Origin of the sequence: Acinetobacter sp. YH12112 (assembly GCF_013418945.1) — a bacterium.
Classification (GTDB): Bacteria; Pseudomonadota; Gammaproteobacteria; order Pseudomonadales; family Moraxellaceae; genus Acinetobacter; species Acinetobacter indicus.
Genome location: NZ_VPBA01000002.1, coordinates 1 through 24,944, shown reverse-complemented (window position 1 = coordinate 24,944; position 24,944 = coordinate 1). Strand labels below are relative to the sequence as shown.

The 24,944-nt window shown below is 47.6% G+C and carries 26 protein-coding genes; 15 read left to right on the top strand and 11 right to left on the bottom strand.

Going from position 1 to position 24,944, the window contains the following annotated elements:
* Positions 1-175: 175 nt before the first annotated feature.
* Both FTU50_RS00805 and dxs read right to left on the bottom strand, forming a co-directional pair.
* Positions 176-1,006, bottom strand: coding sequence for an inositol monophosphatase family protein (locus FTU50_RS00805; protein ID WP_034597976.1), 831 nt, complete (start codon positions 1,004-1,006; stop codon positions 176-178).
* Positions 1,007-1,118: 112 nt separating this feature from the next.
* Positions 1,119-3,029, bottom strand: coding sequence for a 1-deoxy-D-xylulose-5-phosphate synthase (gene dxs, locus FTU50_RS00800; protein ID WP_005180334.1), 1,911 nt, complete (start codon positions 3,027-3,029; stop codon positions 1,119-1,121).
* A gap of 310 nt (positions 3,030-3,339) precedes the next feature.
* Here dxs and ribA point away from each other — a divergent pair, with 310 nt between their 5' ends.
* Entirely contained in the window at positions 3,340-3,942 is a 603-nt protein-coding gene (gene ribA / locus FTU50_RS00795) for a GTP cyclohydrolase II (protein WP_034598236.1), read from the top strand.
* A 315-nt stretch (positions 3,943-4,257) separates the two neighbouring features.
* Here ribA and hemN read toward each other — a convergent pair whose 3' ends face one another.
* Complete coding sequence (gene hemN / locus FTU50_RS00790) at positions 4,258-5,631, bottom strand: oxygen-independent coproporphyrinogen III oxidase (protein WP_180054361.1); 1,374 nt, start codon at positions 5,629-5,631, stop codon at positions 4,258-4,260.
* A 235-nt stretch (positions 5,632-5,866) separates the two neighbouring features.
* Here hemN and hemF point away from each other — a divergent pair, with 235 nt between their 5' ends.
* From hemF to FTU50_RS00770, 4 genes are all read left to right on the top strand, one after another.
* Positions 5,867-6,808 (top strand): oxygen-dependent coproporphyrinogen oxidase, encoded by a 942-nt coding sequence (gene hemF / locus FTU50_RS00785; RefSeq protein ID WP_005180340.1) that lies wholly within the window; start codon positions 5,867-5,869, stop codon positions 6,806-6,808.
* 204 nt (positions 6,809-7,012) lie between these two features.
* A complete protein-coding gene (locus FTU50_RS00780) occupies positions 7,013-7,222 on the top strand; it encodes a hypothetical protein (RefSeq protein WP_016658513.1) in 210 nt (69 codons plus the stop codon).
* A gap of 216 nt (positions 7,223-7,438) precedes the next feature.
* Complete coding sequence (gene aroE / locus FTU50_RS00775) at positions 7,439-8,227, top strand: shikimate dehydrogenase (RefSeq protein ID WP_075168246.1); 789 nt, start codon at positions 7,439-7,441, stop codon at positions 8,225-8,227.
* A gap of 409 nt (positions 8,228-8,636) precedes the next feature.
* The gene (locus tag FTU50_RS00770) at positions 8,637-10,460 is read left to right on the top strand and encodes an acyl-CoA dehydrogenase C-terminal domain-containing protein (protein ID WP_016658512.1); all 1,824 of its coding nucleotides are present in this window, start codon (positions 8,637-8,639) and stop codon (positions 10,458-10,460) included.
* A 90-nt stretch (positions 10,461-10,550) separates the two neighbouring features.
* Here the strand turns inward: FTU50_RS00770 and hemW are convergent, their stop codons facing one another.
* Positions 10,551-11,705, bottom strand: coding sequence for a radical SAM family heme chaperone HemW (gene hemW, locus FTU50_RS00765; protein WP_180069281.1), 1,155 nt, complete (start codon positions 11,703-11,705; stop codon positions 10,551-10,553).
* Between the two features lie 127 nt (positions 11,706-11,832).
* On the opposite strand from hemW, the gene FTU50_RS00760 reads away from it, so the two are divergent.
* The 4 genes from FTU50_RS00760 to FTU50_RS00745 all read left to right on the top strand — a co-directional run bounded on the left by FTU50_RS00760 (position 11,833) and on the right by FTU50_RS00745 (position 15,502).
* Complete coding sequence (locus FTU50_RS00760; RefSeq protein ID WP_016658510.1) at positions 11,833-12,291, top strand: DMT family transporter; 459 nt, start codon at positions 11,833-11,835, stop codon at positions 12,289-12,291.
* A gap of 91 nt (positions 12,292-12,382) precedes the next feature.
* Complete coding sequence (locus FTU50_RS00755; RefSeq protein ID WP_160232597.1) at positions 12,383-13,681, top strand: MATE family efflux transporter; 1,299 nt, start codon at positions 12,383-12,385, stop codon at positions 13,679-13,681.
* 156 nt (positions 13,682-13,837) lie between these two features.
* A complete protein-coding gene (locus tag FTU50_RS00750) occupies positions 13,838-15,136 on the top strand; it encodes an AarF/ABC1/UbiB kinase family protein (RefSeq protein ID WP_016658508.1) in 1,299 nt (432 codons plus the stop codon).
* A 108-nt stretch (positions 15,137-15,244) separates the two neighbouring features.
* Entirely contained in the window at positions 15,245-15,502 is a 258-nt protein-coding gene (locus FTU50_RS00745) for a type B 50S ribosomal protein L31 (protein WP_005180368.1), read from the top strand.
* A 105-nt stretch (positions 15,503-15,607) separates the two neighbouring features.
* Here the strand turns inward: FTU50_RS00745 and crcB are convergent, their stop codons facing one another.
* Positions 15,608-15,988: a fluoride efflux transporter CrcB gene (crcB, locus tag FTU50_RS00740; protein ID WP_160240928.1), complete on the bottom strand. Its 381-nt coding sequence runs from the start codon at positions 15,986-15,988 to the stop codon at positions 15,608-15,610.
* A 173-nt stretch (positions 15,989-16,161) separates the two neighbouring features.
* Here crcB and FTU50_RS00735 point away from each other — a divergent pair, with 173 nt between their 5' ends.
* Positions 16,162-16,494: a HopJ type III effector protein gene (locus tag FTU50_RS00735; protein WP_180069291.1), complete on the top strand. Its 333-nt coding sequence runs from the start codon at positions 16,162-16,164 to the stop codon at positions 16,492-16,494.
* 58 nt (positions 16,495-16,552) lie between these two features.
* Here FTU50_RS00735 and FTU50_RS00730 read toward each other — a convergent pair whose 3' ends face one another.
* Together FTU50_RS00730 and FTU50_RS00725 are read right to left on the bottom strand one after the other, a co-directional pair.
* On the bottom strand, positions 16,553-16,987 hold the full coding sequence (locus tag FTU50_RS00730) for a protease inhibitor I42 family protein (protein ID WP_160232296.1): 435 nt from the start codon (positions 16,985-16,987) through the stop codon (positions 16,553-16,555).
* 40 nt (positions 16,988-17,027) lie between these two features.
* Entirely contained in the window at positions 17,028-17,561 is a 534-nt protein-coding gene (locus FTU50_RS00725; RefSeq protein WP_373366849.1) for a hypothetical protein, read from the bottom strand.
* Between the two features lie 200 nt (positions 17,562-17,761).
* On the opposite strand from FTU50_RS00725, the gene FTU50_RS00720 reads away from it, so the two are divergent.
* The gene (locus tag FTU50_RS00720; RefSeq protein WP_168384184.1) at positions 17,762-18,388 is read left to right on the top strand and encodes a class I SAM-dependent methyltransferase; all 627 of its coding nucleotides are present in this window, start codon (positions 17,762-17,764) and stop codon (positions 18,386-18,388) included.
* A gap of 6 nt (positions 18,389-18,394) precedes the next feature.
* Here the strand turns inward: FTU50_RS00720 and FTU50_RS00715 are convergent, their stop codons facing one another.
* Together FTU50_RS00715 and FTU50_RS00710 are read right to left on the bottom strand one after the other, a co-directional pair.
* The gene (locus FTU50_RS00715; RefSeq protein WP_286422212.1) at positions 18,395-18,985 is read right to left on the bottom strand and encodes a hypothetical protein; all 591 of its coding nucleotides are present in this window, start codon (positions 18,983-18,985) and stop codon (positions 18,395-18,397) included.
* A gap of 25 nt (positions 18,986-19,010) precedes the next feature.
* Entirely contained in the window at positions 19,011-19,478 is a 468-nt protein-coding gene (locus FTU50_RS00710) for a Holliday junction resolvase-like protein (RefSeq protein WP_180069266.1), read from the bottom strand.
* A 119-nt stretch (positions 19,479-19,597) separates the two neighbouring features.
* On the opposite strand from FTU50_RS00710, the gene FTU50_RS00705 reads away from it, so the two are divergent.
* From FTU50_RS00705 to FTU50_RS00690, 4 genes are all read left to right on the top strand, one after another.
* Entirely contained in the window at positions 19,598-20,242 is a 645-nt protein-coding gene (locus FTU50_RS00705; RefSeq protein ID WP_005180385.1) for a ParA family protein, read from the top strand.
* 136 nt (positions 20,243-20,378) lie between these two features.
* Positions 20,379-21,506: an AI-2E family transporter gene (locus FTU50_RS00700; RefSeq protein WP_162182848.1), complete on the top strand. Its 1,128-nt coding sequence runs from the start codon at positions 20,379-20,381 to the stop codon at positions 21,504-21,506.
* A gap of 105 nt (positions 21,507-21,611) precedes the next feature.
* Positions 21,612-22,157, top strand: coding sequence for a superoxide dismutase family protein (sodC, locus tag FTU50_RS00695; protein WP_075168261.1), 546 nt, complete (start codon positions 21,612-21,614; stop codon positions 22,155-22,157).
* A 287-nt stretch (positions 22,158-22,444) separates the two neighbouring features.
* Positions 22,445-22,744 (top strand): DUF3817 domain-containing protein, encoded by a 300-nt coding sequence (locus FTU50_RS00690; protein ID WP_045795347.1) that lies wholly within the window; start codon positions 22,445-22,447, stop codon positions 22,742-22,744.
* A gap of 112 nt (positions 22,745-22,856) precedes the next feature.
* Here FTU50_RS00690 and FTU50_RS00685 read toward each other — a convergent pair whose 3' ends face one another.
* Both FTU50_RS00685 and FTU50_RS00680 read right to left on the bottom strand, forming a co-directional pair.
* Positions 22,857-24,086 carry an MFS transporter gene (locus tag FTU50_RS00685; protein ID WP_104500020.1) on the bottom strand — a complete coding sequence of 410 codons (1,230 nt, stop codon included), beginning with the start codon at positions 24,084-24,086 and terminating at the stop codon, positions 22,857-22,859.
* 232 nt (positions 24,087-24,318) lie between these two features.
* A complete protein-coding gene (locus FTU50_RS00680; RefSeq protein ID WP_180048356.1) occupies positions 24,319-24,690 on the bottom strand; it encodes a hypothetical protein in 372 nt (123 codons plus the stop codon).
* Positions 24,691-24,944: the final 254 nt, after the last annotated feature.

Sequence of the window (24,944 nt, the reverse complement as noted above, 5' to 3'; positions counted from 1 at the left end):
TAGCAGGATTATTTTAAAAGTCATCTAATTTAATCAACTTTTGCGTTAATTTCTGTACCAGTCGTTAAACTTGAATTAAATCAAGCACAAATAACAGGCAAAAAAAACAGCCCGACTGGGCGGGCTGTTTTTTAAGGCTTGGGAGCAAGCCTTGTCATTTCACTCAATGCGTCTATTATTTTGCCGCGTCGCCCCAGGCAGGTACTACTGCCTTCATTAAAGGCTTCAGCATTTTCATAGAACACGCAAGTACCTGACCATTGTCCATAGAATCGCTGCCACCACGTGCATCCACTACAGTACCACCAGCTTCTTTGACGATTAACTCGCCCGCTGCGATATCCCACGGTTTTAGGCCCAGCTCGAAATAGCCATCTAAACGGCCAGCTGCCACATAAGCCAGATCCAGCGCAGCAGAACCTGCACGGCGATATTGCGCACCAGCTTCAGTCACGTTCAATAATGATTCGAAATGGTTTTTGGCATACGACACCACTTCACCATTACGTTTGGCGCGGTAAGCATGACCCACTGCCAGGAACGTATTCTCCAGGCTGTCTTTAACATTCACGCGGATACGGCGCTGATTAAGCATGGCACCACGACCACGGCTGGCAGAGAACAATTCGTCTTTGACTGGATCATAGATCACGCCGTGCTGAGTCACGCCTTTGTGCTGAACAGCAATAGAGATACAGAAATGCGGAAAACCGTTGATGAAGTTAAGCGTACCGTCTAAAGGATCGATCACCCAGCACCAATCGGCGTCATGACCTTTACCTTCTTGCAGACCGAACTCTTCACCCAAGAAACTGTGATTTTTATAGCTTTTACGTAGGGTATCGATGGTCAACTGTTCCAGGTAACGGTCAACACGCGTTACTGGACCATCAATTCCTTTTTCTTCGACTTGTAAATCGAGTTTATGACGATTCTGATGCGCTTTTAAAAGCTCTTGACCAACTGTTTGAGCCGCACGCGCAGCCATCACCACCATAGGTTCCATTGAACACCCACTACAAATTTGAAGATACTGATAAAGAATAATGCATAAAAGCCCCAACATTTTAGCAAATATTGGGGCTTTTGGGGAATAAATGTTTCTAAAATTTATTGCTTCAGGATGAAACGCTCTCGGTCAGCTTGTTCCAGGCCTGGGTCATGGCCTGCTCGATACCGGCGGCATCAAGACCGGCCTGCTGCAACATCTGGCTATGTGTGGCCTGTTGCATAAAGCTGTCATCCAGACCTAAATGGATAATAGGCTTGACCAGCTGAGCCTTGGCCAGATATTCACTGACGGCACTACCGGCGCCGCCCATCACTGCATGTTCTTCTACGGTTACAAACAGCTGGGTGTTTTCAGCCAGGCGTTCAATCATGGCTTCATCCAGCGGTTTCACAAAACGCATGTTCACCACTTGCACGGCAATGTCATGCCGGGCTGCAAATGCCTGTGCTGCTTCAATGGCCGGATAGACCCGGCTACCAAAGGCCAAAATGGCAATCTGCTCATCCGACTGTTCATTAAAACGCGCCACAATTTCTGCCTGACCAATCTCCATCAGGTTCAATTGCTGCTGAATTTCGACTCCAACGCCATTACCACGTGGATAACGCACCGCTGCCGGCCCCGGATAATGATAAGCCGTGTGTAGCATCTGGCGGCATTCATTTTCATCTTTCGGCGCCATGATCACCATATTCGGTACGGTGCGCATGTAGGCATAGTCATAGGCTCCGGCATGGGTTGGACCATCTTCACCGACCAGACCGGCCCGGTCGATACCGAAGGTGACATCCAGATTTTGCAGCGCCACATCATGAATCAGCTGATCATAACCACGTTGCAGGAAAGTCGAATAAATCGCGACCACCGGTTTTAAACCTTCACAGGCCATTCCGGCCGCCAAGGTCACGGCATGCTGTTCAGCAATGGCTACGTCAAAGAAACGCTCCGGATATTGCTTGGCAAACTGCACCATGCCCGAACCTTCGCACATGGCCGGAGTAATCGCCAGCAGGCGTGAATCTTGTGCAGCTTCATCGGATAGCCATTGGCCAAAAACATCGGAATATTTAGGTGCCGCTGCTGCAGACGCGCTGCTGTTGATTTTACTAATTGCGTGATATTTAATCTGGTCCGCTTCTGCCGGGGCAAAGCCTTTGCCCTTTTTGGTATAAACGTGGATTAAACGCGGGCCTTTACGCTTTTTCAGCGCCTGGAATACATTGACCAGCTGATCAACATCATGGCCATCAAAAGGACCAAAATAATCAAAACCAATCGCTTTAAATAAATTATCAGCCGCATCGGTTGCAGCACAATGCAAACGTGAGGTGTAGTTCCACTCGGGATGTGGCTGGATATAGGCCTCGCCAGCAGCATCAATATGCACGCTTTCGCCGCGCTGCCACAGCGCCGCCAGATGTTTGGCAAAACCACCGGTGCTGCAGGAAATTGACATATCATTGTCGTTTAAAATGACCATTAAATCGGCCTGATGCGCCACCGCATCATTCATGGCTTCAAAGGCCATGCCGGCAGTCATGGCACCATCACCAATAATTGCCACCACTTCACGCTGCTGCTGCTGATAACGGCTAGCCAGCGCCATGCCCAAACCGGCAGAAATCGCGGTGGATGAATGTCCGACGCCAAAGGTATCAAATTCAGATTCTTCACGGGCCGGAAACGCGGCCAGACCATCTTTGGCTCGAATGGTGGTCAGCTGTTCACGGCGTCCAGTTAAGGCTTTATGCGGATAAGCCTGATGACCGACATCCCAGATCAGGCGGTCATGTGGCGTATTAAACGCATAATGCAAGGCCACAGTCAGTTCGATGACCCCTAAATTGGCACCGAAATGCCCGCCACTTTGCCCTGCTGCATACAAAATGAATTGACGTAACTCATCTGCCACTTGTGCTAACTGGCTTTGCGCGAGTAAACGTAATTGTTGTGGATGATCTATGCTATCCAGCAACGGTGTTACAGGGCGTTGAGTCGGTATTTCTGTATACAACATATGTGGCAAAGCCTTCTAAAGCCTGGCAAAACCTAAGCTAGGTCAAGGGGGAGTTACTCGATCATATAGTCGAATTGTACCATCTTCAATCAGCCACATTTCTAGCGATGTAGTTTTGAGCAATGATTTCAGTCGGGCAGTGTTTAGGTGGCGTAGATTATCCTGAATAACCTTGCTATTTATCAACTATTATCGTTCGCTTTCTACAAAAAAGAAAATCTTCTGCAGAAATTCAGCAATCCTATTCTACTAATGTCTGAGCATTAGGCTATACTTTAACGCATTCATGAACAATTTAACGGGTAAAACTGTGCCTATAGAATTTGTCGCAACGTCAAGACTACCAACCGCTTTTGGTGAATTTAAAATTACTGTATTTCAAGATCCGAAAACTGGCGAAGAGCATGTTGCACTGTCTAAAGGTCTGGAACAGGCCCCGACCGAACCGGTACTGGTTCGTGTCCATTCCGAGTGTTTAACCGGGGATGCCTTTGCTTCATTAAAATGTGACTGCGGCCCGCAATTACAGGCCACCCAACGCCTGATTAATGAAGCCGGACAAGGGGTGATTTTATATTTACGTCAGGAGGGACGCGGCATTGGCCTGACCAACAAGATTCGCGCCTATGCCCTGCAAGATCAGGGACATGACACGGTAGATGCCAATTTAATGCTGAATCTGCCAGCCGATGCCCGTCAATATGATATGTGCAGCATTATGCTGGATCATCTGCAAGTCAAAGCGGTGCGGTTAATTACCAATAACCCGCTAAAGATTGAAGCATTGCGTGAACAAGGAATTAATGTGGTGGATCGCGTGCCGTTAACGGTGGGTTTAAACCCGTTTAATGAGCAGTATTTAAAGACCAAACATGAGCGTATGGCACATATGTACCAAAAAGATGACTTCTAAGTCATTTTAAGTTTTCCAAAAACAGCTTTCCCTCTTTTAAAGTCAAAACACCTTTTAATCAAATGACCGGCGACAGGAATGTCGCCTTTCCGCTTATCTCGATTAAATGGCTTCTTTTTAAACTATTTCAAATTGGCAGACTACCTGTATCAATAACATTTCACTCTGCATGAAGGCTTTTTCTTTGTTACTTTGACGGGGCAAAGTAACCAAACCCCTTTATTTCACTGATATGGCATCCCTGCCATACAGTGAAATGGCGACCTCCCTGTCGCCGGGTCATGTGATTGAATGCTGAATTGGATAAGATAAAAATTAAATCGTCATTGAGAAAATACGGGTACTCGGTACTTTACGTTTTAAACGCAAATCAAACGCCATACAGATATTACGTACAAACGGTTTGCCCTGCTCCGTAACCTGTAAATGATCCTCAAACAGCGTTAACAAGCCATCTTCCTGCATTTCTTCCAGCTGCTTGAGCACCTCAGGCAATTCCGGGAACTGCATCTCTGGTTCGGCCCAAGAGGTCTGGAAACTGCACATCAAATTCAGAATATGCCGGCGAATCATCAGGTCTTCGGCAGTCAGTACATGCCCGCGAAATACCGGAATTTCGTTCTGTTCCAGTCGCGCATAATAATCTTCCAGGGTCTTTTCATTTTGCGCAAAGCTGTACCAGCTATCACTGATGGAAGATAACCCAAGCCCAATCATCAGCTGGGTTTTGGAAGCGGTATAGCCCATAAAGTTACGGTGCAGACTGCCCTGCTGAAAAGCCTGATACATGGCATCGCTTTTCAGGGCAAAATGATCCATGCCAATTTCATGATAACCATGCGCCAGCAATTTCTTCTTGCCCTCTTCATACAGGGTACGTTTCAGTTCATCTTTTGGCACATCATCATCTTTAAAACCGCGCTGGCCATTGCCTTTAATCCACGGTACATGCGCATAACTATAAAAGGCCAGACGGTCCGGATTTAACTGGGTGGTCTGCTGAATGGTATGTAAAACATCCTCCAGATTCTGAAAAGGCAGACCAAAAACCAGATCATGCGAAATTGACGTGTAGCCAATATCACGCGCCCATTCGGTCACACGCTGCACATGTTCATAAGGCTGAATCCGGTGGATGGCTTTCTGGACCTTTTCATTATAGTCCTGCACGCCATAGCTGACCCGGCGAAAGCCCAGATCATACAGCGCTTGCAAATGTTCACGAGTGGTATTGTTCGGATGGCCTTCAAAACTGAATTCATGCTCGGGCGCGACTGTGGCTTTGGCCAGAATGCCCTGAATCAGCTGCTGTAAATGGGCTACAGAAAAGAAAGTCGGCGTGCCGCCACCCAAATGGATTTCTTTAATCATCGGCCGGTCTGGCAGTAACTGGCAATATAAATCCCACTCTTTCAGCACTGCCTGAATGTAGGGTTGCTCCATTTCGTGGCGCTTGGTGACACGCTTATGGCAACCGCAAAAGGTACATAAACTTTCGCAGAAGGGCAGATGAATATACAGGCTGATGCCTTCGCTGGCATTGGATTCAGCAAACGCCCGTTGCAGACTTTGCTGCCAGGCCTCGCGAGAAAAACTGGCCTCTTCCCAATACGGTACGGTCGGATAACTGGTATAGCGGGGTCCCGGAACATTGTATTTTTGTACGAGAGAACTGGCCGGTTTCAACATCTACATTGCTCCACTGCAATTGACCCTATGAGGTGGGCACAAGGCCCGTATTCACTATTGTGCGGAGCTTAAAACAGGAATTCAACCTAGCCTTTTGGTCGGGAATCGGGAAGCTCATGCTGTTGCCTTTTTACTTAGATCAGCCATGCGCAGCGTACAGCAGCCCTTCCCCTCTTAATTTTTTTACCAATCTGTGCTTTGATGTGCTTATTGTTTTTTATTCATGAGTGTCATCATGCAGCATCCAACCTCCGCTGATATTCAACGCGTACGTGAATTTCTTCTCGATTTACAGGCGCGCATCTGTGCCGCGTTAGAACAACAGGAACGGGCCGGCGGCGGTACGGCTGAATTTGTGATTGATGACTGGCAGCGCCCTGAAGGGGGCGGTGGCCGTTCCCGGGTCTTACAAAATGGCAGCGTGATTGAAAAAGGCGGGGTGATGTTCTCGCATATTAACATCTCCAAACTGCCTGCCTCGGCAACTGAACGTCACCCCGGTATTGCCGGTGCCAAAGCGCAGGCGATGGGTGTATCCCTGGTGATTCACCCGAAAAATCCAAATGTCCCGACCTCACATGCCAATGTGCGTTTATTTGTGGCCGAACCGGAAGGCCAGGACCCGATCTGGTGGTTTGGCGGCGGTTTTGACCTGACCCCGTTTTATCCGAATGATGAAGATGTCCTGTCCTGGCATCAGATTGCACATGATTTATGTGCACCCTTTGGCGAGCAGGTCTATGCCGAACACAAACAGTGGTGTGATGACTATTTCTATCTGAAACATCGCGATGAACAGCGCGGGGTGGGCGGTCTGTTTTTTGATGATTTAAACCAGTGGGATTTTGACACCTGCTTTGAATATATTCAGGCGGTGGGCAATGGCTATCTGGAAGCGATTTTGCCGATTTTTAAACGCAATCAGGATAAACCTTATACCGAAGCGCAGCGTGAATTCCAGCTCTATCGTCGTGGCCGCTATGTGGAATATAACCTGGTTTATGACCGCGGTACCCTGTTTGGCCTGCAAACTGGCGGCCGAATTGAATCCATTCTGGTCAGCTTGCCCAACCTGGCCGGCTGGAGTTATCGCCCGGAATGGGATGCCGATTCCGCAGAGAAAAAACTCACCGACTATTATTTAAAGCCGCATGACTGGCTACGCGAACTACAATAAGTTTCTAAAAAGCTACCGCAAATACCGGTAGCTTTTTTCCTGCAACATACGCTTGCAAGTCGCATACGTTTGAATATATTTGCATACACTTTTTCGCCAACTCTTCACAAGACTTTCATTTAAAGCGAGTAGACTCTATAGTCTTGGTTTAATGCGTCTGGCGAAAGATGGAATTAAGCCAGTATCGATTTAAGGAACGCTCCCATGCTGCAAAATTTTATTGCTCAACACAAAGGCCTGCTGTTCTGGCTGATTCTCAGTCTTCTAGTCTGCTCTCTCAGTATTACCTTTATTTTCGAACATCCTTTAAGTGACAGCCTGTCGATTGTGGCCAGTGTTTTTGCCCTGATTGCTCTGGTTTTTACTTCGGTCTTACTGGTTTTAGACACTATTTTAGATATCTGTAATCCTTAAGTCATCACAGGTTTACAGATCAGACTGTTTTTCATCTTTTTATTTTTCTCTATTCGATTTTCTCTCCTTTTACCTTATCCCTCTCTTCCCTGCCCGACACCCGATTGTGTCGTTTTGCTTATCGGATTTATTCCAATTGTTCATCATTTGCAGACTTTAGCCTCTGCCCGATTTGGCGTATATTGATGGGCATTTCAGCACATGGATCATGTGAAAATGCGCAAACAATTTGCCGTTGTGGGCAACCCGATTGAACAGTCCCGCTCTCCAGAACTGCATCATGCCTTTGCCGAAAAAACCGGGGTTGATCTGGTCTATCGCAAACGCCTGGCACCGCTGGATGGTTTTGAAGCCAATATTCGTGAATTCTTTGCCGAAGGTGGGGTGGGCATGAATGTCACCGTGCCGTTTAAAGAACAGGCCTTTGCCTTGTGTGATGTACTCAGCGAACGGGCGAAAACCGCCAAAGCTGTAAATACCTTGTGGATGCAAGATGGCCAGCTGCATGGGGACAATACCGATGGTCAAGGGCTGGTCGATGCCATTCGTGCGCTGAACTGGAATTTGGACAATACCGAAATTCTGATTATTGGTGCCGGCGGCGCCACCCGTGGCGTGATTTATCCGCTGGTTCAGGCCGGCGTGAAAAAAGTGGTGATTGCCAACCGTACTCTGGCGCGCGCCGAACAGCTGGTGGCTGATTTGCAGCAAGCCGTACCACAGGCCGAACTGTCCGCCATTGGTCTGGATGCACTAGCGGGCGAGTTTGACATTGTCATTAATGCGACATCGGCCAGCTTGAGTGGCGATGCTTTAATTCTGCCGGACGCGCTGCAATTTCAACATGCCTATGAAATGGCCTATGGCAAGCCCTCCAGTTTTCTGGAACAGGCCAAGGCCCGTCAGATTCCAACCTCGGAAGGCTTTGGCATGCTGGTCGGACAGGCAATTGAATCGTTTTCAATCTGGAATGGGGTCAAACCCGATTTAAAAGATTTTCTTTAAAATCTGCGATTTTGCCCAGAAAAAGAACCGATCTTGCACGGTTCTTTTTTTATGCCTAGCCTTTGGGCTGCACAATTAATCCGTATTATGAGTGGATTTAATGACACAAATATGGCAACCGATTTGCCCAGATTTAAACGTCTTTGCCGCTATTAGGCTTTGGTCCTAGATCATGCTCACTTATGTTTTATTTTGTTATAATTTAAATAAATAGAATACAAAAAACAGTGGTGACAAGGGCAGGATTTTCTCCTAAATTAGAACTGATCCCACGTCTATAAGATTCTATTGATTCGCTTTTCTGACATTTTTAACTGAATTCAACATCAATGTATTTTGATGCGCAATGTGAATAATCAAACTATCCGATCAGATAATCCAAAACTATTTTTAAATCAGGATTAATGTTATGCCAGCATATAAAGCGCCTTTACACGACATTCGTTTCTTAATGAATGAAGTGTTTGACTATCCAGCACATTATCAAACTTTGTCTAACGGTGAAGCAGCAGATCCAGAAACAGTCGACATGATTCTCGAAGGGGCGGCTGATTTTTGTGAAAATGTCCTCTCTCCTTTGAACCAGACCGGCGACCAAGAAGGCTGTCATTTTGAAAATGGCGAAGTGAAAACGCCAAAAGGCTTTAAAGAGGCTTATGACCAGTTTGTGCAAAGCGGCTGGCAAGGTCTATCTTATCCTGAACAGTACGGCGGTCAAAACCTGCCAATGTCGTTAAACCTGATTAAATCTGAAATGATGGGCACCGCCAACTGGTCATTCCAGATGTATCCGGGTTTAAGTGTGGGCTGTATCAACACCATTATCCAGTACGGTACAGACGAACAAAAAGATACCTATCTGCCGCATCTGGTGGCAGGCACCTGGTCAGGAACCATGTGTTTGACCGAGCCACAATGTGGTACTGACTTAGGTCAGGTAAAAACCAAAGCAGAACCGCAAGCCGATGGCACTTATGCCATTTCAGGCACCAAAATCTTTATTTCTGCCGGCGAACATGACCTGACCGAAAATATTGTCCATATTGTACTGGCACGTTTACCGGATGCTCCGGCCGGTACCAAAGGTATTTCCCTGTTTATCGTACCGAAATTCCTGCCATCTGCAGACGGTGGCGTGGGTGAGCGTAACCCGGTGACCTGTGGTTCAATTGAACACAAAATGGGGATTCGCGCGTCGGCAACCGCGGTGCTGAACTTTGACAATGCGGTGGGTTATTTAATTGGCGAACCAAACAAAGGCCTGCATGCCATGTTCACCTTTATGAATACTGCCCGTATTGGTACCGCGATTCAGGGGATCTGTCATGCGGAACTGGCCTTCCAGGGTGCTTTACCGTATGCCAAAGAACGGATGTCAATGCGTGCCCTGTCCGGTAAAAAAGATCCGGAAAAAGTGGCCGATGCCATTATTCACCATGCCGATGTGCGCCGTATGCTGCTGACGCAAAAAGCTATTGCTGAAGGTGGTCGTGCCATGATTTATCATGCCGCACAAATTGCCGACAAAATGACCGATGCACTGGAGCGTGGCGATACCGCTGCCTTTGAACAGCATGATGATCACCTCGGTTTCTATACTCCAATTCTAAAAGGCTTCCTGACTGAAATGGGCTATGAAGCCGCCAACCATGGCATGCAGGTTTATGGCGGTCATGGCTATATCAAAGAATGGGGCATGGAACAGATTGTACGTGACTCGCGTATCTCGACCCTATATGAAGGCACCACCGGTGTACAGGCGCTTGACCTGATTGGCCGTAAAGTACTGCTGACCTCAAAAGGTAAAGTGATTCGTGACTATACCGCAGAAATTCTGAAATTCTGTGGTCAGCACGCCCGTAATAAATACATGCGCCGTTTTGCCTGGGACTTAACCAAGCTATGCGCGCAGTGGAATGCCCTGACGGTACGCATCATGCTGGCGGCACGTAAAGACCGCGACATCGTCTCAAGTGCCTCTGTCGACTTCCTGATGTTCTCGGGTTATGTGATGATGGCTTACTTCTGGGCACAGCAGGCGGCCGTTGCATCGGCCAAACTGGCATCGAATGATGGCGCAGAAACCCCAGAGTTCTACAAAGCGAAAATCAAAGTGGCAGATTTCTACTTTGAACGCTTATTGCCACGTACCCAAGGTCATGCCGAAGCGATGGTCAATCCATCTAAAACCATGACAGCATTAGCACCTGAACATTTCAGCTTCGACTACTAAGTCAAAGCCAAAAAAGAAAAGACCGCGCAAGCGGTCTTTTTTATGGATGCTGTAAAAACAGTGAATATCCTAAGCGAAGGTTTTGGATTGTTATAAAAACTCTTCCAGCACCGAATTTAAAAACACATGCCCCTGTTCAGTACAGGCCAGCCGGCTGGCATCTTCCACCAGCAACTTGCGCTGACGTAGTGAGGTTAATACCGGTGCCAAATCATCCAGACTTAAACCGGTACGTTCTGCATAAAGTTTCGCATCGACGCCGGCATTCAGGCGCAGTGCATTCATCATAAATTCAAACGGCATGTCTTCAGCTTCGATGCGTTTAAACTGCAAATGCTCGGCAGGTACTTTGGCTAAATAGTCTTTCGGCTGACGGGTTTTTTGATAACGATATACGCCATCAGGTCGCATTACTTTGCCATGCGCTCCTGCCCCAATCGCTAAATAATCACCAAACTGCCAATAATTTAAGTTATGTGCCGAAGGCTGTTCTTTACGCCATGCCGACACTTCATAATTGATAAAGCCTTGGGCTTTTAGATAGGCTTCACCTTGTTCTTGAATCGCTTCGAGTACTTCATCATTTGGCAGCAAAGGTTGGGTTCGGAAAAATACCGTATTGGGTTCAATGGTCAATTGATACCACGACACATGCGTTGCACCACTTTCGACTGCCAGTTTTAAATCAAGCAAAGCCTGCTCTAAGCTTTGTTCCGGTAGACCATGCATTAAGTCGACATTAATACGCTGGAAACCTGCTTCTGCAGCATGTTGAATGGCAGAAATTGCATCTTGATTACTATGAATACGACCTAATTTTTGCAAATGCTCAGTGTTAAAACTTTGTACGCCAATCGACAAACGATTAATACCTGCCGCTAAGTAACCCGCAAAAGGGTCATGTTCAACCGTGCCTGGATTAGCTTCTAAAGTGATTTCACAATTGTGTTCAAATGGCAGCAAGGCTTTGAGCTGATCAAATAACCAAGTATAACCTTGAGCAGAAATTAACGATGGCGTCCCACCGCCAATAAACACACTGTGAATTTCACGGCCCTGGGCAAATTCCAGCTGCGTATTAAAATCGGCGACCAAAGCCTGTAAATATTGCTGCTCCAAATCCAGTGACAGTTTGCCATCCGGAACGGCATGCGAGTTAAAGTCACAATATGGACACTTGCGCACGCACCACGGCATGTGAATATAGAGGGACAAGGGCACAGACGCAGGATTCAATTCAGCCAAGGAACAAGCTCAAAAACAGCAAAGGAAGATGCATATTTTAACATGACTGCATCAGGACACCGATAAAATCTCACAGCGAATACCGCTACACTAGAAAAAATTACAGAAGAATTAGCGTGTTAGAATGATGAAAATATCTTCGCAATTACTGCTTTTAATGCCACTGGCCATGGGGATCGGGATTGCCATGACCCTGCAAACCGCCATCAATACCCAGCTACGCGAATATTTATATTCTCCTTTGCAGGCTGCCCTTTTCTCGTTTTTGGTTGGTACAATAGTGCTGGCTATTTTGGTGTTTTTTCAACAGGTTCCCAAACCCAATCTGCACGAGATCGTCCATTTGCCCTGGTATATGTGGCTGGGCGGCGTGTTAGGGGTCTATGCCATCAGTTTAAGTATTTATGCAGCACCGAAACTCGGCTATCTCACCCTGACCGGTTTAATCCTGTTTGGCCAGATTGCCATGTCGATGCTGGTCGATCATTTTGGTGTCCTGGGCACAGAAAAAGCACCCATCAACTGGCAACGTCTTCTGGGTGGCGTGGTGATTTTTATAGGTGTGCTTCTCACTTTACAACGCTAATCGCTCTGTTCTAAGCACATGATGAATATGGGTAATAACTGTGGCTACGCTTGGCAGCACACGTTTTGAATTAAAACAACTGTTCCGTTTAATGATTCCGATTCTGGTGACGCAATTTGCCCAGGCCGGTCTGGGGCTAATTGATACCATTATGGCCGGTCAGTTTTCACCGACCGATTTAGCCGCAATTGCAGTCGGTGTGGGGCTGTGGCTTCCGGTGATGCTGCTGTTTAGCGGCATCATGATTGCCACCACGCCGCTGGTGGCCGAGGCCAATGGTGCGCGTACACCGGAAAAAATTGCCACCATTGCCCGGCAATCGTTATGGGTGGCGTTTATTTTGGGCTGGATTGCCTGCCTGATTTTACAGCTGGCACCGCTGTTATTGCCGCTGCTTGGAGTACCAGAAAGCCTGCAACCGAAAGCTGGACTGTTTCTGCATGCCATTGGGTTTGGTATGCCGGCGGTGACCATGTATGCTGCGCTACGTGGCTATTCCGAGGCGCTGGGTTATCCACGGCCGGTGACGGTTATCAGTCTGCTAGCGCTGGTGGTACTGGTGCCACTGAACCTGATCTTTATGTATGGTTTAGGGCCGCTGCCTGAACTGGGCAGTGCCGGCTGCGGCTTTGCCACGGCCATTTTACAGTGGCTGATGTTTATTACCCTGGCGCTGTACATTTCCAAAAGCAGCGCCTACCAAAGCACCCAGATTTTCACCCGCTGGGAACCCATCGACCGTTACTGGATGAAACGGATTTTAATGCTCGGCCTGCCGATTGGTTTGGCAATTTTCTTTGAAGTCAGTATTTTCAGTACCGCAGCCATCGTGATTAGCCCCTTAGGGGAAACGCTGGTAGCAGCACACCAGATTGCCATGTCGGTGACCTCACAGCTGTTTATGATTCCGATGTCTCTAGCCATTGCACTGACCATCCGCATTGGCACCTATTATGGTGAAAAAAACTGGGCTGCCATGCGCCGCGTGCAGTATTTGGGGCTGATTACCGCAACCCTGCTGGCCTTTATGACCATGAGTTTTATGTGGCTGTTCCGTCCGGAAATTATTTCGATTTATACCTCAGATGTGGATGTGGCACAGGTGGCGATGTATCTGCTGCTGTTTGCAATTGCCTACCAGCTGATGGATGCCTGGCAAATTAGTGCAGCCGGCTGTTTACGTGGCATGCAGGACACCAAAGGCCCAATGTGGATTACCATGCTGGCCTACTGGGTCATTGCCTTTCCGGTCGGGGTGTATTTTTCCCGCTTTGGCAGTATGGGCGCCGCCGGGGTCTGGGTCGGCCTGATTGTCGGCTTGAGCGTGGCCTGTGTACTGTTGCTGATCCGGTTGTATATAAACAACCAGCGTCTGAGTCAAAGCAGCTAAGCGATTCGCCTCTCATCATCTCTAGCCGGCCATTACCGCCGGCTTTTTTATTTGTAGCATGCAGTGAAATTGCTTATTAACAATTTAAAGTAGGCTTTTCACCCAACTGCCGGTATGCTCAAGGCAGATAGTCAAGATGATCTTAAGGAACCTCGCATGGCAAAAACGGCTAGTACACCGGGTCGTCGCTTTATGAAACTGGCCAGTATGACCGCCAGTATCGCCACCAAAACCGTTTCCAATTCAATTAAAAACTTTTCTGCCGATGACGAGCAGAAGAATGCCGCACGCAGCAAACTGTTTCAGGATATTGGTATCCAGATTGCCGATACCTTGGGAGAAATGAAAGGTGCGGTCATGAAAGTGGGGCAAATTGCCTCGCAATATAAAGATATTTTCCCACCAGAAGTGGCGCGGGCCATCAGCAAATTACAACGTCAGGCACCGCCCATGCCTTTTGCCGAAATTCAGGCACAAATCGAAAAAGAACTGGGCAAGCCCCTTGCGCAGATTTTCCAGCATTTTGATGAAACCCCATTTGCCGCCGCGTCCATTGGCCAGGTACATAAGGCAATTTTGCCGACGGGTGAACAGGTGGTAGTGAAAATCCAGTATCCGGGTGTCGATGAAGCCTGTGAAAGTGACCTGAAACAGGTGCGTCTGGCCTTGCGTTTAATGGGTGTGTTAAAAATTGACCGCAAATTGCAGGACAAACTGTTCCAGGAAATTCAGGACAGTCTGGACAATGAGCTGAACTACCAGATTGAAGCACAAAACCTGGAAGTGGCGCGTACCTTCCATCAGGCGCTGGACAGTAAAATTATTATTCCGCAGGTCTTTAAGGACTATTCGACCCGGCATATTTTAACGTTAAGTCTGGAACAGGGTGACAGTATTGAAACCGCCAGCCAGTGGCCACTGGCGACCCGGAATGAACTGGGACGCCGGCTGTTTCGCGCTATTGGTCAGGAAATTTTCTATCTCAAGCGTTTCCACTGTGACCCGCATCCGGGTAACTTTGCCTTCCGTGAAGATGGCAGCGTGATTATTTATGATTACGGCGGTGTGAAGACCTTGTCCAATGACATTGTGCAGCATTTTAAAGCGCTGATTCAGGCCGGCCGTGCCCAGAATATTGCCTTAATGGAACAGGAACTGACCGCGCTGCACTCCCTGTCCGAGCAAGGCAAATTCCCACCAGAACTGTATCAGGCCTGGCTGGAAGTGCTGATGCGCCCTTTGACCACCGATTATGATTTTGCCGAAAACTCGGCCCATCATGATGGTATGGAACTGATGAAACCCTCGTTAAAATATTGGGATGTATTCAAGCCATCACCCGATACCTTAATGGTCAACCGCACGGTGTCGGGTCATTACTGGAACCTGATTCATTTAAAAGTGCATGACAATTTAAATGATCTGTTTGAAGAACTGGTTCCACCACACGCTTAAACAATATATTAAAAACCACACTGAGCCCGAATGACCCATTCGGGCTGACTTTACTTTCTATTTGTTACGTTATAACATTACATTATTCAGCAAACATGAGGAATTGTTATGCGTCCAGAGATCCATCCCGAATATCAGGAAGTGCTGTTTCACGACACCAATGCCGATGCCTATTTTATTATTGGCAGCACCCTGAAACCGCAGCAGACCAAGGAATATCAGGGCAGAATCTATCCCTATATGACCTTAGATATTTCCAGTGCTTCGCATCCGTTTTATACCGGCGAGCAGCGTCAGGCCAGCAATGAAGGCCGTGTTGCCAGCTTCAATAAACGCTTTGCCCGTTTTAAACGCAGTAAGGACTAAGCCACGCAGTAGAAAAAAATTGGCATACACATCTTTTATGAAGTCTAGACCTTTATCTCCAGCTAGGCTTCATTTTTTATTTTATACAATTGATTTCCCTGTTTTTTATTTCGTATTTAATAGCGCCTGAAACAGATAAAAACCCACCACCAGGCAAAGCACACCCAAAATCACACTTGAGATCACATACATTAATGCCACACTGGTGTGTCCCTGTTTCAGCAATTGAAAGGTTTCCAGTCCAAAACTGGAAAAGGTAGTAAAGCCACCTAAAATCCCGACCATTAGAAACAGTCGCAGCTCCTGTTGTAGTACCGGGAACTTTTGGCTGAAGGCAAAAAATATTCCTGCAGCAAAACAGCCAAGCAGATTCACCGACCAGGTCGGCCAGGGAAATAACACACCGGGCTTAAATAGCCACAGACTCAGGCCATAGCGCAGACTCGCCCCAATTGCTCCACCCAATGCCACCCAAAGCCAATTCATGTCGTGTTGATTCCCATGTGTATAACTGCCATTTTATCCACAAGTTGGGCCAAAGCGCAGATTTTTTCATCTGCCGGATGCAAAAATTGAGGCCGAAATAGGCTAAACCCCTGTGAAAAAACATGCTATTGTCGCAGGGCTTTTACCAATTTTTTCTATGGATTGAGAACATGATGGCTCAAGATTTATTGGCCCAGCTGCATGCAGGCAAAGTGAACTTTGCCGATGTAATTGCCTATATTGATGCACGTTATACCCACACGCCAACTGCGTTTAGCAATGGCCAGCAACACAATGCTGCCACTGAAAACCAGGGCAGCGCCAAAGTGCTGAGTTTTGCCAAATTAAATGGTTTAGATCATGCGCAAACCTTAAGCCTGTTTGCTGAACACTATGCGGCGGTACTGGCCACGCCTGAAGCCACCGATCACCAGAATATCCGCCAGTTTATGCAGCAAGGTTGGGCTGGTGTACAGTTTGAAGGCGAAGCGCTGACGGCCAAATAAGCCTTTAAAACGAAAAACCTCTAAAACAGAGGTTTTTTTTATGTCTGATGTTCAGATCTTAAGCTACGCGCACCCGGCATTTCCATTCTGCCAAGGGAAGCGGTTCTCCCGCCCTAGCCTGTTTTAAATGAATCAGTCCTTCACCCACCTGAACCGCACGAAAACGGAAGGTTTTTTCTCCAGCGGCATTTAACTGCGCGGAGTCATGCTGAGCATTTTCTGTATCCGCGTGTAGATACAAGGTTTCCAGCTTAAAGATGGACGGATGTTGCATCACCGACCAGTGATAGCCGGTGGCTGGATTTTCTGCCAGACGCAATTCCAGGGTTTCCCCGATCTTTAAATTTAACAGTGCCGGACATTGCTGATCGGCATGATAAACATGAGTACCATCGACCGGGGTACTGACGCTACCACAACCGCTGAGGGTCAACAGCCCCAGCCAGCTACAGAGAATGAGTGTCTTGCTATGATTCATCCACCTATGATTCATCAACATTCCCCTGGTGCTACATTTTACCGGTCAGGCCACATTAACTGCGTTTTACTTTTTCAATCCACTGGATTGAACTGACCCGAAACACTTCACAGGCACCATCACCTGTATCGGTCGGGGTGAGTGACGACGTCCAAACCATATCTTTGTCTTTAACTTCGACCAACTCCCCGCTTAAACGCACCAGATCACCACGTTTGACCTGTTTAATCTGTTTGGCAATTTTTGGATTAGCCGGAATGATGTGCATATTGGAAACCATCTGCATGGCCTGCTCTGCTGGCACCGGCAAACGATCCATCTTCCAGTTTAAATAGCGGTCATACTGATTTACCGTAATATGCCGGGCAATTTCCGGCTCTGCAAACAGGCCCCAGCTCACCGCATAATCAATCGGAGAAAACTTGGCCTGCTCATCATCGGTATAGGTTTTTGAACCTAAAATCCGGAAATCGCCACGAAAGGACTGCAAGACCGAAATCGACTGATCGGCAGATGCCGGCGCTAACCCTTTGGCAATATTATAGTCGACCGATGCCATGGCACTGGTCTGTAACAAGGCGGCCGTCATAAACGAAATAAGTCCAAAGCGCAGCTTCATGAGAGTCTCAGATCCTTCAGTCAGAACAGATATATCTTTGATATTAATTGATGTTGATCAGCAGAAAATAAAGAAATGGTAAGAAAATGGTTATCTTTGGTCTCATTTTTGTCTTTGCCTGCGCGGCTCAGTTAAAATAAACATAGATTAATTAAAAATATGTGATTTCAATGCTTTATAAATTCTATCAACAGCATATTTTCCCACACCTGCTGAATCAGGTGATGCAGACGCCGAGCCTGATGGATTTACGCCGTGAATTGCTGCTGCCAATTGAGGGTGAGGTACTGGAGATTGGCTTTGGCACCGGGCTGAATTTACCCTTTTACCAAAATGTCGATGTAGTCTATGCGCTGGAGCCAAACCTGGAGATTTTCCAGCTGGCCGAAACACGGATTCGTGACAGTGCCATTCTGGTGGAGCATCTGGCTGGCAAAGCTGAGCAGCTGGATTTTGCCGATAATCGTCTGGAGCATGTAGTATCAACCTGGACCTTATGCAGCGTGCAACAGATTGAACAGTGTCTGGCCGAAATTTATCGGGTACTGAAACCGGGTGGTTGCCTGCATCTGGTCGAGCATGTACTGCATCCTGAAAATTTATATATTCAACGCTTGCAACATCTGCTGACGCCGCTGCAAAAACGGCTGGCGGATGGCTGTCATCTCAACCGCGATCTGGCGCTGCTGTTACAGCAGGCCGGTTTTGAATTTCAGGAAAAATACGAGATAGATGCGGCCGGTATTCCGAAAATTGGCCAGCGGATGCTGCTGGCCCGTGTGCGTAAACCGGCTTAAACGCGGTTAATCGAGTACTTGAAGCTGCTGCACCCGTACTATCCGGCAATTGTTCGCTGGTAGCGGGTAATGGTTGATCTGAAAATACTGCCCCGTGCTGACTGAACGCACCTTGACCCACTCACCACGCAGCACTATACGCTGCCCGGCTTTAACACGGCGTAAGCGCTGGGCAATCTGTTCACTGGCAGCAATGGCGCTAATATTGAGCGTGTTGGCAATCACCTGTTGTGCTGCAAGCGGGCTAGTGGACGCCAACTGAAACTGATAGCAGCGCTGGGTCTGTTCAAAATCAACTGTTTTGGCCTGTTCTGATGAACTAAACACGTCTTTGGCCAGCAGCAGATCAATATTGCTGACATAGGCCAGATCATTAAAATGTCCCACCACCGGTGCAGCCGGATGAATCACCCGCCGGTCCGGACTGTAGTAGCGTTTTGCCACGACCTGATACTGCCCGGAAAAATCCCCTTCAGTTTCCAGCGCAAAGTTCTTTAACACCCCCGACTGCTGTAGATGCGGGATGGCACGAAAATATTCCGACCACAGCCAGATCATCAGAGCCAGTCCCGTCAGGCTGAGCAGTATTTTATTCACGAGAAAGTTCAGTCATCAAAAAAGGTTAATCCTCGAAATCAATACGGATGGTTTCAAAGCGCAGTCGCCCCTGCTGAATGGCTTCGGCAATGGCCTGCTGGCCTTTGGTCAGACGTGCGCCGCCACTTTTAATATCAATTAACACCACCTGAATATCCTCAGCCCGACCATCGCCATCCCGAAAGTCGGTATAGCCATCAAATACGATATAATCGACCGGATCGCCCAGAAATTTGGCATCGCTGGGCAAGTATTCAAATTGCGGCATAATCGGTGCCATCTGCTCGGCCATTTTCCCTTTGAGCACCGCGCGGCTGGTATTGACGCTGCGCTTTTGGGCCTGCGCCAGTGCCTGCTGATGTTCCAGCTCCAGCTCGGCAATATACTGTGCATATTCGGCCTTAATCCGGCCATTGCGGCTATGACTTAAAATGATGGTGGTCAGCACCACTCCTATTGCAGCGCCTATAAGCATTGCCATCCATATCGACATGGGGTTTTCCTGATTTTTTAAAATTTGCAAGCAGCGCTACGACTTTTGTCAACGGTCATCTCCAGCACATCAAACAATGATATGCTAGGGATGAGCAGAATAAAATCTTTAGTAGGGTCATGAAAACAATCTTAGTCGCCAATCAAAAAGGTGGATGTGGAAAAACCATTACCGCCATCAGTTTAGCTTCCGCCTTAGCCCAAAAAGGATATAAAGTCGCCCTGGCCGATGCCGATAACCAGAAATCTGCACGACAATGGTTAAAACAGCGTCCAGAAAGCGCCGCTCCCATTCAAAGTCTGGACTGGCGTCATGAAAAATCGGTCGGTGACGCGCCTAAAAATATCGAATACCTGATTATTGATGCACCGGGGGCATTATCTGGTGATCAGGCCGAGCAGCTGATTAGTGAAGCGCATGCGATTATTACCCCGCTACAGCCCTCTTTCTTCGATATTGATTCGACCCGCCGCTTTTTAAAGCATTTGCAGGAAATTAAACGGATTCGTAAAGGCAAGGTTCAGATTTTACTGCTAGCCAACCGGGTCAAGGCCAACAGTGCCAGCTCCAAAGAAATTCGTGATTTCTTTGAAAAAATTGAACAGGAACCGGTGGCCTGGATTTCTGAACGTGCTGCCTATGGTCAACTGGCGATGCAGGGTTTAAGCGTATTTGATAAAACCCAGAAAAATTACCTGACCATTCAAAATCAGTGGCAACCTGTCCTGAATGCGATTATTGATGATCCGGCCCAATGGTTCTAAGCGCCTAAGCGATTAAACGGCTTTTGCCTTTCCACTCCCGCTTCAATATTTAACAGAACTTACGCAGCGTTCATTTGCGAGCGCTGGGTTTTCAGTTAATATGCTTCAAGACCTTAGGAATGAGCCAGTGAACTCAGTGCAACAATACGCGCCCACTTTACAAAAAGTCTTGCTATTTGGACTATTTTTTGTCCTGATTTTTTTGAGCTTTCATGTCCTCAAATACTTTATTGTTCCTGTAGTTTGGGCCACCATTATTGCCTATATGACCTGGCCGCTGTATCAGTCGGTACAACGTATGTGCGGTCCACGGCCGACCTTAAGTGCCACAATTATGATGATTCTGGTGACACTGGTGGTCGGTATTCCGTTGACCTTTGCGATTTTTATCTTGCAGCACGAAGGGCGCAACCTGTATTACGAATTACAGAAGCAGGTCTTTTCCGGGCATTTGAATGTGCCGGATTTTATCCGCGATCTGCCCTTTGTTGGTAAAGAAATTAGCCGTTCCTTACGTGAAATTAATGAAGATCCGAACAGCATCATTAATTCGATTTCAGTCTGGATTCAGGGCCATCTGAATTATGGCCGTTTCCTGCTCAGTGAAATTAGCCGCAATTTAATTAAACTCGGCTTTGCCATGCTGTCGCTGTTCTTCTTCTATCGTGATGGCCAGACCATTTTAAATCAGGTCAGTAAAGCGCTGGAAATGGTGATCGGACCACGTGTACACCATTATTTAGATACCATTTCTGAAACCACCCGTGCGGTGGTTTACGGGGTTGGCTTGACTGCAATTGCCCAGGCACTTTTGGCCGGGGTCAGCTACTTTGTGGCCGGGGTGCCAAACCCGATGGTATTGACCATTGTCACTTTCCTGTTTGCCCTGATTCCGTTTGGCCCACCGCTGGCCTATGGCTCGGTGGCACTGTGGCTGTTCTCGCAGGGGCAAACCATTGAAGCAATTGGGGTGATGGCCTGGGGCGTGTGTGTGGTTAGTACCGCAGATAACGTGATTCGTCCGCTGGTGATTTCCGGCGCCACCCAGATTCCATTCCTGCTGATCATGTTCGGGGTTCTGGGCGGTATTGCCAGCTTTGGTCTGATTGGCCTGTTTATTGGTCCGGTGATTCTGGCGGTCTTGCTGGCAATCTGGCGTGAATGGCTGCATGAAACCAATGAAGCCGAAGCTATGATGATGCCAAAAACCACCATGGCCTATGACCTGCCCGATGATCAGGGACCGGCTGCACCAAAAGGCTAAATTTCATTAAGAAACTTATACACGCCTGTACGCAAACTGCATTGTGTTGCCTCCTGAGCCTTGTTTGAATGAAGCCACATATTCGAATAAGACAGGATGCAAACCATGACCCCACTTTTTAAACTCGGTGCTTTATGTGCATTTACCGCGCTGGTCGGAGTCGGCTGTACCACCACGCCCGATACCGTGATTGGCGCCAGTAAAAACGTTGCCGTTAATGCTGTCTCTGCCCAAGGCATTGGCGCCCAGCTCGGTGAAGTCCAACTGACCGATAGTGCTGCGGGTCTGGTCATCCGTACCAATCTGACCCAGTTACCGCCGGGTCCACATGGTTTCCATATTCATGAAAATGGTTCCTGCGCACCAGCAGAGAAAGATGGCAAAATGCAGGCTGCACTGGCCGCAGGTGGCCACTTTAACCCGAATCAGGCCCCCAACCATGGCAATCCATTAAGCGGCCATCTTGGTGATTTACCGGTTCTGAATGTGGCAGCCGATGGCACGGCACGTGTCACCCTACTGGCGCCGCGTCTGAAATTACAGGATGTACAAGGTCTGGCGCTCATGATTCATGCCGGTGGCGATAACTATGCCGATACGCCAAAACCGTTAGGCGGTGGTGGTGACCGGATTGCCTGTGGCGTGATCTAAACCTTGATGCGGATAAATCCCGACTTATCCACAGTTTTCTGATTTTTAAGGCACTTATCCATAGCGATGAGTGCCTTTTTCTATGCCTAGATTAAATAGCAATCTGAGGCTACACGGTTGATTATCAGGCTTTTATTTGAACATCAACAGCTTAGCTAAAACCAAGCACGATAGTCTGATTTATATTAAAAAACAAAAACTTAAAACCAGGCTGGGTACTAAAAAGCATGGTCCTCTGCGCCAATATTCGCTACACTGCAGCTAGATTTATGGGGAAATTGCAGAGTATGAACATCCAAAGCTTGCGCGTGGTGGGTTTTTTAGAAGGTTTATCTTTTCTGGCCTTGCTGTTTATTGCCATGCCACTGAAATATATATGGGGTAACCCAATTCTGGTGAAATACGTCGGCATGGGCCACGGTGTGCTGTTTATTGCCTTTCTGGTGGTGCTGTTCGTGGTCTGTGAAAAACAGAAATGGTCAATTCAGGTATTTTTAATGGGTGTGATTGCCTCGATTTTACCGTTTGGCCCGTTTATTTTTGATGCCAAACTGAAGAAAATGGCACAACCGCAGGTCGAAGTGTAACTTCTGACGGATCTGTGAATCAGGCATCCACCAGACCACTGTCTGCTGGATGCCTTTTATTTTGGCCTTTTAGCCACGTTATCTTATTTAAGATGCCAGATGATCAGCCCACTTAAAACTGACCGCTTTCGGCACGTTCACGCATAATCTGTTTCAGACTCAGCCGCGGATAAGCAAACCACAAGGCAATTAGGGCAAAACAGGACAGGCTATAAGCCCACAGTTCAAAATGACTGTAGAGCATGCGCACCAGTTCAATCACCACAAAAAAGCTCAGCATCATTAGCACAGAAGCAGTTGCGGCCACCGTCCCTTTAGACACTTCGGACGACATCAGGGCAAAACGGTAAATAATTGAAAAACTGATACCCTCGCCAAAGCTGATTAAAGTCATACCCAGAATCAGACACCAGATCAAATAATCCGGTATGAGCAGACCAAGAATTAACAGCAAGGTACCGACCAACATGAGTGGCAAGCCCATCAGCACAGTCTGTCCCAAAGCAAAACGGTCAATGATTTTCAGCAACAATAAATTCCCGGCAATCAGACCGCCCAAGACCGGAAATTGGGCCAGACCATATTGCAGACTGCTCAGACCGAGCTGTTCCACCAGCATCACCGGCGACAAGGCAATCCATAACATCAGCGGCATGCTTAAGAGCGGCAAGGCAAAGGTCATGGTCAGAAAACGGCGGTTTTTCAGTACCTGTTTAAAGTCATCCCAGATATAGCCAATTGGCTGTTTCGGAATACTGAGCTGCTGCTCCGGCATTTTGGCTTTCAGTCCGAGCCAGCTTACAGCCGCCAAGGCCGCAATCCCGATAAAACCCCAATGCCAGGACACATGCTCGATCATAAACGCACCCAACACCGGCCCCAGTAGCGGCGCCAGCAGCGATACATTGGCCATGAGTGCCATGACTTTAATTGCATCGCGTTCGGCAAAACTTTCCTGAATGGCGGCATAACCCACTGCGGTAATCACCGACAGGCCAAAGCCCTGCAAAAAGCGCAGCAATAAAAAGCTTTCGATATTCTGGGTCAATAAAATCAGCAGGCAGGTCACCACAAAAAACAGTACCCCACCCAGCAGGACTTTTTTACGGCCTAAACGGTCTGACAAAGGGCCTAAAATGGCCGCGACACAGGCACCGCCGAGCAGATAAAACGACATCGAGGAGGCTGCCCAGGAACTGCTGACGCCAAAATCCTGGGTAATGGCGAGCATGGCCGGCTGTACCAGATCATTGCCGATATAGACGGAAAATTCGAACAGCACCAAAGCCAGCGGAAACATTAAGGTGGCGCGGGAGAGCGTTGTAGTTGGAGTGGTTTGCATAGCGCTCAAAAGCCTGCAAGATTAGCAGGCTGCAATCATAACAATGGGCGCAGTGTAGCAGAGTTTATTTTTAAAATCTGTGACTTTTCTGATGGGGAAATGCTGAACTTCCGGCAGCAACACTTAGCTAAAGCAGCTGAACGAAACCAGTATAAATCCCCGGTTTTAAAAACAGAAAAGCGTAGGGTTTAGCTACGCTTTTCAATCAAAATCATTAAAAGATTCAAGCGAATTAAGGACATACAGCCTTCTGGAAAGTCTTGGTATTTTTGCCGCGCAGACATTGATAGCTCTTTTCAGTTTTCACTTTTTCCCAGTCGCCATCGACCAGTTTAAAACTGTAAATGGTGCGAATCGAGCGTACCGAATCATCCATTAAACCGGTTTCAGTCACTTTAACCTGGGCCGCAGTCGGTGATTCGACATTATTAAAGAATTGACGCAGCTCGACTGTCGCCAGCTGTTTACGTAAATCCGGACGCTCTTTTAACACCTGTGCCAACGGTGTTTCGGCAGATGGTGTCACTTTAGACACAATATTCTGGGTGGTGGTACATCCTGTAACAGCAATCGCCAGTCCTGCCATTGCAGCGAAACGAAACATAACTCTATCCAAACTGATTCAACACTGTAAAAATGATGCCGGCTTTTTGCGCTTAACACTATGCACAGAATGTAATTTGAGCGAGAGTGCACATGATAAGTGCCATAAAAAAAGCGCATCCGGAGATCATTGCTGTCCCACAATTTTTCACAAGAGGAAGCTCATTTGAGCTTCCTCTTGTTTTATGGGTATTTTATCGGGTGAAAATAAAGCTTTTAAAGTTCTTCTTTCAAACAAATTCACTTGAATTATTC

Bases quoted from the DNA above. Each gene is read 5' to 3' on its own strand.
- FTU50_RS00745 (WP_005180368.1), top strand. From the start codon at position 15,245: ATGCGTCCAGAGATCCATCCCGAATATCAGGAAGTGCTGTTTCACGAC.
- FTU50_RS00770 (WP_016658512.1), top strand. From the start codon at position 8,637: ATGCCAGCATATAAAGCGCCTTTACACGACATTCGTTTCTTAATGAAT.
- FTU50_RS00685 (WP_104500020.1), bottom strand. From the start codon at position 24,086: ATGCAAACCACTCCAACTACAACGCTCTCCCGCGCCACCTTAATGTTT.
- FTU50_RS00805 (WP_034597976.1), bottom strand. From the start codon at position 1,006: ATGGAACCTATGGTGGTGATGGCTGCGCGTGCGGCTCAAACAGTTGGT.
- FTU50_RS00705 (WP_005180385.1), top strand. From the start codon at position 19,598: ATGAAAACAATCTTAGTCGCCAATCAAAAAGGTGGATGTGGAAAAACC.
- FTU50_RS00680 (WP_180048356.1), bottom strand. From the start codon at position 24,690: ATGTTTCGTTTCGCTGCAATGGCAGGACTGGCGATTGCTGTTACAGGA.
- FTU50_RS00725 (WP_373366849.1), bottom strand. From the start codon at position 17,561: ATGACGGCCGCCTTGTTACAGACCAGTGCCATGGCATCGGTCGACTAT.
- hemF (WP_005180340.1), top strand. From the start codon at position 5,867: ATGCAGCATCCAACCTCCGCTGATATTCAACGCGTACGTGAATTTCTT.
- FTU50_RS00720 (WP_168384184.1), top strand. From the start codon at position 17,762: ATGCTTTATAAATTCTATCAACAGCATATTTTCCCACACCTGCTGAAT.
- dxs (WP_005180334.1), bottom strand. From the start codon at position 3,029: ATGTTGTATACAGAAATACCGACTCAACGCCCTGTAACACCGTTGCTG.
- FTU50_RS00760 (WP_016658510.1), top strand. From the start codon at position 11,833: ATGAAAATATCTTCGCAATTACTGCTTTTAATGCCACTGGCCATGGGG.
- FTU50_RS00750 (WP_016658508.1), top strand. From the start codon at position 13,838: ATGGCAAAAACGGCTAGTACACCGGGTCGTCGCTTTATGAAACTGGCC.
- crcB (WP_160240928.1), bottom strand. From the start codon at position 15,988: ATGAATTGGCTTTGGGTGGCATTGGGTGGAGCAATTGGGGCGAGTCTG.
- sodC (WP_075168261.1), top strand. From the start codon at position 21,612: ATGACCCCACTTTTTAAACTCGGTGCTTTATGTGCATTTACCGCGCTG.
- FTU50_RS00735 (WP_180069291.1), top strand. From the start codon at position 16,162: ATGGCTCAAGATTTATTGGCCCAGCTGCATGCAGGCAAAGTGAACTTT.
- hemN (WP_180054361.1), bottom strand. From the start codon at position 5,631: ATGTTGAAACCGGCCAGTTCTCTCGTACAAAAATACAATGTTCCGGGA.
- FTU50_RS00780 (WP_016658513.1), top strand. From the start codon at position 7,013: ATGCTGCAAAATTTTATTGCTCAACACAAAGGCCTGCTGTTCTGGCTG.
- FTU50_RS00710 (WP_180069266.1), bottom strand. From the start codon at position 19,478: ATGTCGATATGGATGGCAATGCTTATAGGCGCTGCAATAGGAGTGGTG.
- FTU50_RS00730 (WP_160232296.1), bottom strand. From the start codon at position 16,987: ATGAATCATAGGTGGATGAATCATAGCAAGACACTCATTCTCTGTAGC.
- FTU50_RS00755 (WP_160232597.1), top strand. From the start codon at position 12,383: ATGATTCCGATTCTGGTGACGCAATTTGCCCAGGCCGGTCTGGGGCTA.
- aroE (WP_075168246.1), top strand. From the start codon at position 7,439: ATGCGCAAACAATTTGCCGTTGTGGGCAACCCGATTGAACAGTCCCGC.
- FTU50_RS00690 (WP_045795347.1), top strand. From the start codon at position 22,445: ATGAACATCCAAAGCTTGCGCGTGGTGGGTTTTTTAGAAGGTTTATCT.